The organism is Paenibacillus sp. FSL H7-0735 (assembly GCF_038008505.1).
GTDB classification, from domain to species: Bacteria; Bacillota; Bacilli; order Paenibacillales; family Paenibacillaceae; genus Paenibacillus_AQ; species Paenibacillus_AQ odorifer.
The window spans coordinates 1,512,513-1,526,470 of the sequence record NZ_JBBOZH010000001.1 but is presented as its reverse complement, the minus strand read 5'-3'; the positions used below and the strand labels follow the sequence as shown (position 1 = coordinate 1,526,470).

Here is a 13,958-nt window from a genome sequence, read left to right as displayed (position 1 = left end):
TACCAACCTCCCGCTAATAAGAATAATCAGCTTTTACTGCCCTCAGATACTTATTCCCTTGTACATCTCCCGGAAAACCAGCAGTATAATTCAACATTTTAACTACACCTGGCAGAAACCATAACTGCATTTGGAGCTTAATGTCCGATGATACATAGGTGTTTCTTTCCTCTGGATTTATTCCTGTGTTCAGTTGAATCAGAGCCAGCATCCGCGATAGCTGCACTTCCCCGCCTCCATGCATTATCATGAACAGTCGCAGATGATCACGGTAAGTCAGCTGCGCCGGCATATATTTAGATAAAGGAATCGCATCCTTCTCACAAAGCTGCAACATATCCTGAATGGCATGCTGGATTCCATACAACAGTGCCGCCGCTAGAACAGCCAGTGGATTTCCCAAGGTTGCCTTCTCTATAAAACCTTCCATCGTGCGAATGGACAACCTCATCGCGAATATTTCGGCATAGGCTGCGGCCACATTCCCCGCGGGATTATGAAATCCGTATAAAATGTATTCCAGCTCCTGAGCGCGAGGATCAAGCTGATCTGTGAGCTCACTAGTGTCTTCCAGAGAATTCAGTGCCAGACTAGCTAACTTTGAAACATCAAAATGCTGAAAATAAAGCGCGGAATACTCCGTTTGAAAAAGCCTGTCTCTAGCGCCCCCCATAATGCCACTCATTGCTGCATAAATCCCGTCAATATCCTTCATCGCCGAACTTCCAGCAGCATAGGGATCTGAGGATACTTCAGATTTATCAGAGGATTGAGACTCCAATCCGTTGTTAAATGAAACATTGTCCTCATAAAATTGATGAAGGATTTGATAACGTTCCATCGAAGCTGCCGCTCCGCTACCTAGCATTCTAATCTTGTTCAGTAGTGCTCTAACCTCGTCCAGCTTGGATTTGGCTTCCCACTCTACTTGCTTACGTGCTTTATCCGAGCTGCGATGCTGTTCAAGAAAAGCCAAATCACTAGCGATAACACTTCCCTTCTTACCGTATTTTTTATAATAGTTGTCCACTACATGCGAAGCCCCTAGAACAGAGGAAATCATTTGGTAGGAATCGCCGTTGACTCCCAAAGCTTCATGCAGCTCTGCTGACAATCCTGTTACCGTCGGTTCAATGGATTCGTACACACTTTGTTGCATAAATAAACTATTCTCCATACTACTAATGTCAGCCGAAGAGAGGATCAAGGCATCTTCCTGTTCATGCAGCTTTTTAAGTGGCTCAGCACTTATTTCCCCTGAACTTCCCGGAATATCCCAGTCTTTAGCAGGATCGTCCGCCAGATTTACGCCACTTATTCGGGAAGCTGCCAAAACATCTCTCATCTCGTCATTCAATTGCTGCGCCTTGTTTAACGCATCCTTCGCTTCCTCCATTGATTGTCCATGTTCTTCACGAAAGGTTGTTAATAAGGCTGGGAGCCGCGATAACATCTCTGAAGTTCGGCTCTGATAAAGTGCCAACTGATAAGTGTACTTTGCAGGCTTTTTACTATCACGATACAGATCGTCGTAATATTTCCCGAGATAGTCACTATACTGTGCTGGTATATCCGCGGCTGCTTGCATGCTTCCGAGCGAATGGGCCGAGATAGAATCCCCGGGCGGATTCATAATCCATAGCAGTATTCTTCTTCCACTCTCCGCCGCTTGGCTTCTCCGCTCTAACATTAGATCCAAATTCTCTTCACGTTCATCATATAAAGGTTGCAGCTTACTAAGTAATTCGGTAGCTCTTGAGGTCTCTGCCATTACGCCTGACAGCGGTTTGAATTTACCTGCCAGCTCCAAGGCGAAATCTACCGGAGCCTTATACTTCATCTCTTCCAGTATTTGATGACGAAAAACATCATAACTTCCCAGCGGCCGGCTCCATTCCAAGGAGGAGGATTCCAGTGCAAAGGGTAAGAGATTGAACGTATCCCCCCGCCCACTTTTATGCAAATTTTCATTGAGCACTTTGGACAGCAGCATATCTCCATTGCTATCACCAAATGCAAACAAACCGTACTTCTCTCGTAATTCAACATGATATGAAGACATAACAGAGCGGACACTGGCTCTCGCTAATCGTTCCTCCTGAACGTTGAACGCAGCAATTCGCGCATAATCAATCAGCACAGCAGTAAAAAGAAAGACGAAAGCCAGCACCATGATTAGAAAAATTGTAACTGAGCCTTCTGTTTTGCCCTTAGCAGGACAACCGGTAAATTTACTTTTCATTAAAACCCCCTCCCTTGAGCAGAGATTTTACTTATCCTGAAGCTTGGTCAGCATAGCAGAAGCATCCTTCTTATCCATGTAAACTGCTGATCCACTGCCCTCAGGGCCCCCTTTAAATTTAGCTCCGAAATAACGCATCAGGTCGACCGTACGAATAAACTCAACAGGCTCAACAATGATAGACTGGGCTTCGACAGTTGGTTTAGCCTCATCCGATAGAACCTTATCAAGCACTTGTAAGCTCAGCAGACGGTTTAACTCAGCGCTTACTCTCCGTCCTGTAAGGCTGTGAGCATAACGCATAGTTCCTGGCATATTGTCCGGAATCATGGTAGACGAATGGCCCAGTTTAAGCACTGGCAAATCACCCTTATCTGATACTTCACCGGGCAACTCTATTGTCACGCCAGCACTGCCAGCTTCTGCACCGAATAATGAGGCTAGCAAGGCATCATCCCCAATTCTCCAATAAAGGGAGTCATACTCACCAGCCATGTAAGAACCAGAGACCTCCTTGTGACTGTTGTCCCAGTTGTAAGCCGCCCGCTCAGTAGCTCCTGAGGCCACTTGCAACAGCATGGACTTCTGATAGCTATACAAGCAAAAAAACAAAAGAAGCATCGTAATAAACATGACGATCGGCAACAGAAGTGAAGCTTCAATGGTAAAGCTGCCTTGATCACCCTTAAGCTTGTTCAATCGAATACTTCCTGGCTCTTTTCACCCGCCGTTTTAATTAAGGCTTCTACTACCTCTTGAATTTTGTCCTTAAACAAAAGAACAACCGCAATCAAGACAGCAATAATCAAAATCATCTCCAAAGTTCCTAAACCTTTCTCGTCTTCCCAAAAGTTCTTCATACTGTCCAACATTGTTGATACCATCAGCTTCAGCCTCCTACATTTTTAACATCAAAAATGCTGGCGTTCCCACCAGTACAATTACTATTAAAAAGATAACTACCATCGGGAAAACTAATTTGGAGGATGCCTGCTCTCCGCGCGTCCGGCTAAGTGCCTTTCGTTTATCCCACAGCATCCGCGACAGATCACGTAGCGATAGCACAAAATCCGCTCCACCTCTGCGATAATTCAGCAGAACTGTCGTTGTGAATACCGATACCTCCTGCACAGCGCATCTCTTGCTGAAATTTTCAAACGCCTGCTGGAAGGAATATCCGCCCTCCCATTCACTAGTCATAATCATTAGCTCCTTATACAGAGGATGATTCGCATCCCCTCGGTGGCTTTCCATGTTTCAGTTAAATAAAGTTGGAAATATAGATCCTTAATACTACATGTATTTTTTGAGTCGAAGGTTAACAATGATTAATTTAAAGTTGGATTCTCCGTCGAAAAAAGCGTGATATTTAATGTTGGCAATGAAAACATCCCTAAATTTCTTTAGCCAAAAAAATGCGGTATTTAATGTTGGCAATAAAGATTCGCAACATTCAATATCCATAATAAAAAGACCATCATAGCAATCGATGGTCTTAACACTTTTCATTATCAAAACTTCACATGAGTGAAAACTCTGGGGGATTATCCAAGAATTTTATCCTTCATGAGGCATAAAAAGTTTTCAATGTGATAAGGTTACATATCATGAAGAGTCTCTGGAAGGTATTTAATTCTGAGGTGAGGTAACTGGAATCATCCTTAAGAAGGAAATCATTCATCGTTCAGAATGAGGTTTACTAATCTTCTTTCTCATTAAGAAATCCTAATTCATAATTAATCCATCGCGAATAATCATACCTATAATTTCCTCTAGCTCTACAAACTTATATTTATCAAATCTGGGAGTATTAACACTTTTATCAAATTCAATTTGCAAGTGGTTATCAGGGTGGTTAGGTATATCTACAACTTTATCATAATGAAAAACATATTGAGCTCTTCCCTCCACCACTTTGACAAAGACAAAAATTGATTGAATTAACTCCAACTTTCTGTTGCCCAATGGCCTTAAAGTCTGAGCTATCATCAAAACTGAACCGTCAACAAACCTAAGCGGGAAATCCGCCCAATTCATCTCTTCTCCCGCATGAATATTTTTGAAATTACCTAATCTCAATAAAACATCCCGATCTTCAAGTCTCGTTATAATATTTTCAGCTTCCCACGCGTGTTCAAAAAAAGGCTCTTGAATAATTTTTAACTTTACCTTCAGAAATGGCTTTTTTATATTCTTCCACAGTATCGTATCCAGAAGAGGCGCGAGCTGAGTCTACATCAATCTGTAGCTCTTCTTTTGTAGCCTTCTGAACAACTTCTCCAAAAAGTGATTGAATATCTTCAGCTATTCCATAATTCTCTTTCAACTTCTCATCTCCTTTCTGATCCAATTGATTTATATCCTCTTTCAGAAAAATGATTTGATTTTTTATTGGAGTGTCCTTTTTAAAGTATTCATTAATAGCTCTTTTTACTTCACTTTCAATGTCGCTTGAATCGATTATAGAGATTAACGAAGGAGTTTCTCCTTCTATATCCTTAATACTAGCTTGTATTTGAATTATTTCCCCAGACTTATCATCTAATTTCAGCTCCGTAATTGGATTTCCTTCTTTATTAATTTTAAATACACGAATGTTATCATGTAACACATTTTTATTAATTTCTTTTTTTGAAAAATCCGACATTTTTCTACGCCCCTTCTTTTTATAATAAGTAAGAATATGGTACCACGGAAAACAGCATTTTCCATAGTATAATAAAGATGTTATTTCTAGGATAATCGCAAAATATACTGGATATAACAACCATATAATATCACACACTAGATTTTTTCCTTTTTATCAAATATCGTTTCCATGTCGCTTAACAACGTATAAAGTTCTTCATTATTAATTAAATAATCTGATATTAAGAAACACATTCCTGTGACAAGTAAAAGGAGTGCAAACTGGTAACAGTTTTGGCACTCCTTTTATGTTGTTACAAACAAAATTTAGTAATTATAAGTGCTGTTTTACTTCAGTTTCAACAAAATCAAGAACTCTTTTAGAAGCTCTTCCGTCGTATAATGAGGCCCTCACCATCACTTTACTTACGGTAATAGCTTCCCCTGAACCGATAAAAGTTCTTAGAACATACTGTATACGACGGATTTGAAAGTCCTCTAGACTTTCAATGGATTGAAAAAAGAGTTCTTTAGTCAGTGGCATACTTTCTAATTTTCTTATAAATGTGTCAGATGAACATTGTTTCATATATTGGGATAAAGAATGTTTTGTTATTCTGAAAGGCTTATTATTCGAATTTTTCATTTTCGTTATTGCCTGTAAAAGCTGCTCATAAAACAAATTATCTTCATCTTTCCAGTTTTTTTTCTTCCGACCAGATGACTTGGCTGAAGGTGTGATATCTTTATACCACTGATTATCATATTTTGTAATCCATCTATGCACTTTTGGATCTAATAATTTCAAATCACTTCTTCCAGCATCAGGATATCTTTGTATCAATTCAGTCCAAGATTGACGATACTTAAATTTCAGTGAATCTAAATCATTAAAACGATGAGCTTTAGTATTAAAGAAGCTATTGTATTTATCAGGTATTCCAATTCCCATTTCTTCAATACGCTTAAGTTCTTTCCTTACTAAATCAGGGCTAATTAAGAGTTTTTTTGATAATTTTCTGAAGCTAAGTCGTTTATTATGTGCCAAATCAACAAGTGACCTGTCCCATATTTCACCATACTTAATAACAGTGGAATATTGATAAACGGACTCTTTAGTTGTATCTGCATCTTTCCTGGAATATTCGAACCCACAACTGCAACGAAATATACCTAAAGGTTTAATTCTATCCTTCGCACTGCAACTGATTTCGCAATCAGGAATTACATGTTCTTTGTAATGCATTGATGTAGGATTTAAACAAGGCCAAGGTCCAAGACCGAAAGGACGATACTTAAAATAATCTACATCCTTTCTTAATAGATTAAGATCTATTTCTAGAAATACCAACAGCAAAAAATGAATTATAGGGTGAACAAAAGGAGGGCTTGTGAAATTCAAACTAAGCAATCGTTTCAGTTGGACTGAAAGATCAACGTTCATTATCGTTGAAAGGCCCTTTAAAAATTCTAAACCATAGTAATCTTTGAGTGCGTCAAGCAAATCAACATGTTTTATGACTCCCGATGGGTACGCTAAGGATTTGCATTTTAACTGTTCAGAGTAAATTTCTTTTAAATTGATAATATCTAATGATAATTCGTTATCGAAAAACCACTGTGTCATTTTAGAAAAAGTAATATCCCATTTTGATATAGGAACATTTTGTAAATCGGTTAAAGAAACTGAAATCTGATTTATATCAATGATCTTTGATTGTCTCATCCAAAATATATTTATTAATGCGATTTCGTGTAATGGGCAGACGCTAATTCCATTAAGTTGGTGAGTGCGATGCCAATATGCTTCCCCATACTTTTGTTTATCGGCGGTGTAACATTTAGGGCAATACTTTAAAAATTGATTGGTAAGCTTTACATTATTAGCACCCAGAACAGAGGCGACATTCTTAATTTTCCCCCCGCCCTTTCTTAAATGCTCTAGAATATCGCTCTGTTGCTCTTTTTGAATAAAGGGCATGATTAGAGAAAAGTACGTATGATGTGAAATAAAATAATCTGAGTTCATATCGGATAATAAATTTAAGCTATCAACAAGTTGATCTATCTTAAATGGGAAATCAACGTTAATGGAAATACTTGGAGTTTTAAAAAGATCTATTACAGAAGAAGCATATGATCGATTTCGACTCCAAAATTGATATCGCGCCACAATGCTATACAGCAGTTCGTCAGGGTAGGGGGTTGGAAATAGTGGTATCACTTTCATTATCCTCCCAAATCATATTCATTGATTATTTTATTGATTTGCTCATTCACTTTTTTGCTCAATGCCGCCTTTTCAATGTGGGCTGCCTCTCTCAATTTCCAGGCTACAAGACGTTCTCCATTCGCCCGCAAAATAATTGCCGCCTTTTGAATACGACGAATCTGAAAGTCTTCATGGTTTTCAACAATATGTTGAATATAATCCATTGTTTTAGGAATTTCAGACTTTTTCCGAGTCAACAATCGCACCGAACTTGTTACTTCACCAATCGAATTTATTGTTAACCGTACTGGTTCTTTAGAACTTAAAAGTTGTTGGACGGCTTTTTTACACTTCAATAACAACATTTCATCCCGCTTATTCCAATCAATCGGAGATGGATTGTATCGCATAGCCTTTTTAAGTGGAGGCGAGTTTTTTTCTAGCCATTCTTTATCATATTTTTTCAACCAATAAAATGGGTTTTGCAAAAGAATTGATAGTTGAGTTTTTCCTTTTTCAGGGTATCGAATTTGAAGGTCCCTCCACTGACTTCTATATAGAGAACGTTTTTGAACAAACCCTTTTGGCAGCTTTGGAACCAACATTTTAAGTGATCGTTTACGAGTCTCTCCATGAGCAGAATACCTTTTTACGGTAATCCAACTGACTTGAAAGTGGCTAGCTACTTCCCTTTGACTTTTCTTTTCAACCGTCAATAAATATTTCAGCTTTTCTCCCCAGACACCCCCATATTGTTTAACATAATTGTATGAATATCGTTCTTGTTCAGAGTTTTTCTTTTCAGGTCCATATCTGGTGTATACAAATCCACAATCGCATTGAAATGTTCCTATTACGATTTTTTTATCTTTAGGATGAGTTTTCATTTTCACCGCTTGTATAACTTCTTTTCTGTAGTGGTCCGCACCGATATTCAAACAAGGCCAAGGTCCGTTTCCAAAGGGTTCATCAAATGATATATTTTCAAAGAAATCCGCAGCCGTTATTTTCAAAAATGCCATCATTAGGAGGTGTTTGACAGGACTGATCATAAATCTGGAATATCTGGCGAACGAATTCAGCCAATTCTTTTCATTACTAGGGCTCGGCAAGCAGCCAATCTGCTCTAAAAAGTTGCGTCCATACCTCTTAACAAAATCTTCTGATAATGCTAAAATGTTCACCTTACCTGAAAGGCTTGCATACCCAGCAGTCTTTAGCAGATAAACATAGCGTTTTCTAAAACTTTCAAAATCCAATGGTGTTACTACATTGTTGAGCAGATACTGTGTATTACTCGATAATAAATCAGAATTAAAATACACTTCAGTTTCGTTATTTTTTAATGGACGTGGGGTGAGACCATTTATTACATCATTCAGATCAACAAATTGATATTTATGCTGACGGTCACGAAACGGCACGGTCGAAATTTTCAGTGGGTTGTTATGAATTGGGCATTCCTGAATTACGCTAATCTGATGAATTCGATGCCAGTATGTTTCTCCGTACAGTTCGATATCATCCTGTACGCAACATGAACAGTAACGAAGCGTTGACGAGAATATGTTGACCGACGAGCCGCCATAACCTAAAAGTGCGTGTACTCCACCGCCTTTATTTCCTCCAACCTTTAATTTACAAACGATGGCGTCCACTTTTTCAGACGACAAGAATGGTTGGTGCAAAGGAAAAAAAGTGTGATATTGAATCAAATTCTCCTCTTTAAAAGAGTGATGAGCAGATACTTTTGACTGTAATGAAGATAATCCACATGGAAAATCAACAATGGCTGCCAACCTCTCCGTTCCAAATAACTCCCCAATGGTAGCTGAACAGCTTTTCCCTCTTGACCAAAAATGATATCTAGCCATAACACTATTAAAAATTTCATCGGGGTACGGATTAGGAAACATTGGCAGCAATTGTACTCACTCCAATTCAATAGTTTGGATCATACCTGCTTCTTTTAAGCGCTCATAGTTGCTGGAATGATCTGTTTCTGACATTGGCTTCGTCAATGCCCGCATATCATCAGGCGATAATAATTCTCCAAAAGACGTATCCGTATCCATATTGAAAGCTATATTCATTGCATCTTTTATCACTTTTTTAATGTCTGTAGCTTGGTCATTTTGTGACACCGCAATATGAGCAGCTTCCTTAGCAATCAAAGGCTTATAATCCATATCTAAAAGATATGTTGTTACAATCATGATCGGATCACTTTCCTGCTCGTTAGCGTTTGCCGCTTTTTGATTATGCATTGTGCTTGATGACCCATGCAGCATGACACGTTCTTTAGAATTTTTCAGGAAATTGTCCATCGTTTCCTCATCCACATAAATATCTCGTATTTTTGCTAATTTACCGATTTGCTTCTTCTTGAGTGCCTCCAATATCGGTTTAAGTAGCTGGAATGATTCTTTGGCTACATTTCGAATAAGCGTTGACGTAATTTGCTCTTTATCTGCACCAATAAGGCTCCACTGACAAAGCATATACAACTTAACTGCAATATCCATTATGCCTTGTGATTCATCATATAAAGTCTTCTTTAATGCTGTTGTTAAAATAGTGGGTTTATTCGTCCATTGATATCTCCAAAGTTGTTCAACAAAGTAATCCCAAACCTCATCTTCTTCGACGTGATTAGACCAAATTACATCACCTTGACCAGAAAATCTCCGTGCAGTAGAAAATGTGCCTTGGAGCAATGGAATAACAGCATTCGTACCAATGAGAACCACTGGAATTCCAATAGAATTGACCAAATCCACGAAGAAGTTAAGCATAGTATCCGCCCCACCACTTTTAGCCGCATTTAAGTGCTGGATATCATCAATAATTAAGACCCCAAGCCCTAGCGTCGAGGCAATAAAGGCAACGTCCTGGATCAGCTCTTCCGTAGTGACTTTACCTCTACAAAATTTATTGTAATAATCACTCCCAAGGATTAAATCAAGAACTTGAAAAAACTTATAGCACAATCCTTTGATAGAGCCATTGGAAGGACACTCCAACTTTAACCACACTACCTGAGAACGATGAAAAACAGTTTTGTTATATTGGGTATGATGAATGACCTGAGGATAAAGTGTTAACACACTTTCAACCGCCGTTGTTTTCCCCATACCGCTAAGCCCAATCACAGCAAACCCCGCAGAAGACGAACGTATCACTGGAATTTCGCCTGGCTCTAAATCGGTAAAACCCGCTCTCATTTGTCTTACATATTCCGCATCGATCGGATTTCGAGCAAGATACCCTTGACGAATCATTCTAGAGAAACGTTCTTCCAAATCCAAGAGCATAGGCAATGGTTCTACATATGTTCGAATTCGTTGTACTGCATGCAAACGAGCTTCATTCGATTTTTTTCGTTCTTCATTTTCATAAACGGGATATCGTTTCATTTTGCGGTATGCCTCTTCTTGTGTGAGGATTGGAGGTAATGCTTCAATCCACAGGTTGTGTTGATATGTCGGTTCTTCCTGCTCAATATAGTTTGCATTCACAGTTCTACCTGTGAAAACATATTTACCGCCTTCAGTTGCTGAAATTTTCTTTGCCATATGATTCATCCTCTTTTCATTTGTTTTATCATATCTAACCTTGATTTTGATTTTGATGATGGTAATACAGGTATTTCTACTTCAGGTTTAGGTGCATCCCAGACGTCTTGTGAATCAAACGTCCCTCCGACATCAAACTTCTCTTCTTCTCTACGTTTTTCACGTTCATGGGCTCGATTTTCTTTGATTCCCATTAATCGTTGACGGTCACTAAGATCAACAATTTGAAGTTGTTCTTTCGTCTGCTCAGTCGCTGATTCGCTAATGTCATTATTCATACTGCTTAGCTCCACATCCGCTTGTAGTTCAGCAGCTACCTGAAGTTTAGCTGTAATCAGCTCTTGAGCAATCAACTCTTGAGTATCTTCAAATCGATGATTCATGTACTTGTGCTCGCGTTCAAGTAATTCACATCGTTCAAATCGATTTGTCCCTTTTTCACGCCAATAAATTACATTAACATTTCGAAAATCAAACGAGATATCTATTCTCCAGCTTCTTTTCCGAGCTTTTATAAACCACTGCTCTGTTATTGCTGTAGGACACGAGTAGTGCATCCCTTTAAATCGAATACCTTTTTCGGTAACAGTGGCATACTTTTGAGGCATCAGATTGAGCTTTACAAAATCTGCTCCCCATTGTCTTAAATGCCCACTTCGATGTTGTACTCCCCACTGCCATAATTGATTAGGGATTGGTGTAACATGTTTAGCTATCATAAACTCATCTCTGTCATAGCCCTGCAAATAATGACTATTGTTGTATTTCAAAATGGTATTGATAATGATTTTTGTAAATTCATTTATATCCAAGGTACCATCTAAAGCATGGTTAGGTTCACCTCTCTGTCGGTGCCGCTTGTTAATGGCGCCTGGTAGCCATGAAATGGTATTTAAATTGAGCAATCGAAATTGTTGTTCGACAATTCCCTTCCAGTCAGCTCGATACGGTGGAGTATTAACTACATCAATATTGAAATTTTCAGACAGAGCACCTGAAGGATCTGATATCAATTCGCCTCTATCCGCTATTAATTTTTCAGGCAAATGACAGCAGGGGTACATTTGCTCAGTGATATCGACATCAAATCTTTGGCAGACGTCAACTTTATTCTCAAAAGTGTTGAGCAATGCCATTTGAGCACCGACCCAGCTCGGACCTTCCAAACCCACATAAAAACCAACAACAGCTCGACTAAATACGTCTATGACCACATATAAAACAGGGCGCCCAATTATTTTGGTACGATCATAACTACTCACCAAGTACACATCTGCTATTGTTGCATCAATCTGAAAGATGGACCCTGGGCCAAAATTCTCTCTTTCGGACTTTCCTAATACAGGCCGTTTGTTCAGATTAAATTCCTTTTCACCTTCGCGAGAAATGATCTTTTTCTTCAAATTTCTTTTCTTGCGAATCCAATACAAATATGTTTCATACGTAAAGTATTTTGACTGATCTGGCAAAACATGAACCTCATGACCACGTTCCATTTTTTTGCCGATACTAAAAAAATGAGCAATCGTTTCATTATATGACTTCCGTAAAGAATACCGTTTTCGATTTTCATAGAACATACTGTATCCAGCCATTATTTTAGACAACATATTCACATCTACATTTACACCTGTAGTCCCTGTCATAAGTTCAACTACTGATTTTCTTCCCCTTTTCTTCCCCCCATTTGTAAGGCGATCCTTTCCTTTAGCACCACAATGACTAAAGGTTGGGAATAACGCATTTTTGTTCTTACCGCCTCTCCAGTACCTTCGTAGATATTTGTAGATATATTTGATTTGGGTATTATGTTTAACTGCTGCTTCTTCCACCATCACGCTAAGAAGCGAAGGATCATAAATATCTGGTTCATCGGCAACGATGTCCTTAATTTTTCCCCATGCGTTATCCCGATTTTCGAAATGTTTCAATTTAGTTTTTACATCGGGAATATCCATACGCAGAAAACGATCCTCCGTCAAAATACTTGCTTCTTGATTTTTCAAATCCTCTAATAGCGCTTCTGTATTCATGATTTGTGGAAAAGCTAAACGATCATTTACATCAAAAGTTATAACTTTATCGTTGTTATGAGAAATAAATAAGATTCTTTTTACTGGATTGCTTTCAGGACTGTCACCTGTAAACCATTCAATTAATGAATTCACTCCAAATGGTAACATCATATCCTCCTTTACTTAGCTATTAAGTTTTAACGGTTTGGCAGTATCAATTGGCACCAACATATTCGTTTTCCAAGTCTTGTTGGCAAAGAAGTGTCTAACAATCCATAGGGAAGTTCCAATCGGAAAATCATAATAACGATCCAGTTCGGAACACGAATGCGCTAACGGTTGAGACGATTGGCTAATAACCTTATAAAAATAAGATTCTAATTCCATGATTAATTCTTGTGATAAGAATTCAGGGCCGTCAATAAGTCGTCGTGCTTTGTGAAGCCAACGTATATTATCTATTAATGGTTCAGGGATATCGAAATCAGTAACAACTGCAAAATCAACATTTTTTTGTTGCCAATACATTCGTTCTATCTCCAGCAACTGAATCGTCCGTTTTTTTTCTAGGTTTGTGATAGGCATTACTGATATGGCAGTGTGTTGGCCTTGTTCATCGGTAATGAAAAAATCTGTTGTCATTATTCTTAACTGCTTTGTTTTCGGGTGAATAGGATGGCGAATTTTCAGCATATGCGCAATTTCAAGTGTTTGCTTTGGATCAAGTGGGTACCGTTCCCGAATATCCTTTACATTTGATCTCCATTCCAATATATAAAAGTAGGAAAGCTCCAGATTGGATAACAAATGATGGACTCTGCCCGTTTTCCATCCTAAGATTCGATGAGAAAATCCTTTAGATGGTATTTCTCTGACTTTAAGCCAAGGCTCATAATATTGTCCTTCACCTTGGCCCCGCCCCTTCTGGACCATAAACTTGTATTCTTCTAGAATCGTTCTTTGTTTTTTTATCGCCACCATTGTTCCTCCTCGCTAATCTGAATTTCCAAGGTCCTGCATCCTTTCTTCCAGTTCAAAATTGTTTCTGTTTGCATAATATATCGTGAACCAGAAGAATTCATAGCACAATATTTTACAATTTTTATGGGGCTTAATAATTTTGGTTTTTTCAAAAAAGCGCTTTTATGGGGAATTTTGAAAAATGGAAATAACGAAAAAGCACTCCAAGTAACATATAATACCTTTATTTTACTTATATTCCCTAATAACGTAATTTTAAAACCCCCTTTACAAAACAAAAAAACCTCAAGTAAGTAACTTGAGGA

General features: G+C 38.4%; 10 protein-coding genes and 1 pseudogene. All 11 read right to left on the bottom strand.

Going from position 1 to position 13,958, the window contains the following annotated elements:
- Positions 1 to 13: 13 nt before the first annotated feature.
- Complete coding sequence (locus tag NSS82_RS07010; protein WP_076272061.1) at positions 14 to 2,242, bottom strand: hypothetical protein; 2,229 nt, start codon at positions 2,240 to 2,242, stop codon at positions 14 to 16.
- A 27-nt stretch (positions 2,243 to 2,269) separates the two neighbouring features.
- Positions 2,270 to 2,941 carry a TadE family protein gene (locus NSS82_RS07005; protein WP_256718374.1) on the bottom strand — a complete coding sequence of 224 codons (672 nt, stop codon included), beginning with the start codon at positions 2,939 to 2,941 and terminating at the stop codon, positions 2,270 to 2,272.
- Positions 2,938 to 3,126, bottom strand: coding sequence for a Flp1 family type IVb pilin (locus NSS82_RS07000; RefSeq protein ID WP_076272063.1), 189 nt, complete (start codon positions 3,124 to 3,126; stop codon positions 2,938 to 2,940). The genes NSS82_RS07005 and NSS82_RS07000 overlap by 4 nt, the downstream gene beginning before the upstream one ends.
- Positions 3,127 to 3,139: 13 nt before the next feature.
- Positions 3,140 to 3,478, bottom strand: a pseudogene (locus tag NSS82_RS06995) (type II secretion system F family protein); the annotation flags it as partial.
- Positions 3,479 to 3,967: 489 nt separating this feature from the next.
- Positions 3,968 to 4,321 carry a hypothetical protein gene (locus NSS82_RS06990; RefSeq protein WP_076272065.1) on the bottom strand — a complete coding sequence of 118 codons (354 nt, stop codon included), beginning with the start codon at positions 4,319 to 4,321 and terminating at the stop codon, positions 3,968 to 3,970.
- Between the two features lie 55 nt (positions 4,322 to 4,376).
- Entirely contained in the window at positions 4,377 to 4,889 is a 513-nt protein-coding gene (locus tag NSS82_RS06985; RefSeq protein WP_076272066.1) for a hypothetical protein, read from the bottom strand.
- Between the two features lie 315 nt (positions 4,890 to 5,204).
- Positions 5,205 to 7,094 (bottom strand): TnsD family Tn7-like transposition protein, encoded by a 1,890-nt coding sequence (locus tag NSS82_RS06980; protein ID WP_178944163.1) that lies wholly within the window; start codon positions 7,092 to 7,094, stop codon positions 5,205 to 5,207.
- A 5-nt stretch (positions 7,095 to 7,099) separates the two neighbouring features.
- Positions 7,100 to 8,998: a TnsD family Tn7-like transposition protein gene (locus tag NSS82_RS06975; RefSeq protein WP_256718375.1), complete on the bottom strand. Its 1,899-nt coding sequence runs from the start codon at positions 8,996 to 8,998 to the stop codon at positions 7,100 to 7,102.
- 15 nt (positions 8,999 to 9,013) lie between these two features.
- A complete protein-coding gene (locus NSS82_RS06970; RefSeq protein ID WP_076272069.1) occupies positions 9,014 to 10,657 on the bottom strand; it encodes an ATP-binding protein in 1,644 nt (547 codons plus the stop codon).
- Between the two features lie 5 nt (positions 10,658 to 10,662).
- Complete coding sequence (locus NSS82_RS06965) at positions 10,663 to 12,843, bottom strand: Mu transposase C-terminal domain-containing protein (protein ID WP_081386534.1); 2,181 nt, start codon at positions 12,841 to 12,843, stop codon at positions 10,663 to 10,665.
- Positions 12,844 to 12,855: 12 nt separating this feature from the next.
- Positions 12,856 to 13,653 carry a TnsA endonuclease N-terminal domain-containing protein gene (locus tag NSS82_RS06960; RefSeq protein ID WP_076272071.1) on the bottom strand — a complete coding sequence of 266 codons (798 nt, stop codon included), beginning with the start codon at positions 13,651 to 13,653 and terminating at the stop codon, positions 12,856 to 12,858.
- Positions 13,654 to 13,958: the final 305 nt, after the last annotated feature.

Excerpts from the sequence above, each read along its gene's own strand:
- NSS82_RS07010 (WP_076272061.1), bottom strand. The coding sequence starts at position 2,242 with ATGAAAAGTAAATTTACCGGTTGTCCTGCTAAGGGCAAAACAGAAGGC.
- NSS82_RS07000 (WP_076272063.1), bottom strand. The coding sequence starts at position 3,126 with ATGGTATCAACAATGTTGGACAGTATGAAGAACTTTTGGGAAGACGAG.
- NSS82_RS06985 (WP_076272066.1), bottom strand. The coding sequence starts at position 4,889 with ATGTCGGATTTTTCAAAAAAAGAAATTAATAAAAATGTGTTACATGAT.
- NSS82_RS06975 (WP_256718375.1), bottom strand. The coding sequence starts at position 8,998 with ATGTTTCCTAATCCGTACCCCGATGAAATTTTTAATAGTGTTATGGCT.
- NSS82_RS06970 (WP_076272069.1), bottom strand. The coding sequence starts at position 10,657 with ATGGCAAAGAAAATTTCAGCAACTGAAGGCGGTAAATATGTTTTCACA.
- NSS82_RS06965 (WP_081386534.1), bottom strand. The coding sequence starts at position 12,843 with ATGATGTTACCATTTGGAGTGAATTCATTAATTGAATGGTTTACAGGT.
- NSS82_RS06960 (WP_076272071.1), bottom strand. The coding sequence starts at position 13,653 with ATGGTGGCGATAAAAAAACAAAGAACGATTCTAGAAGAATACAAGTTT.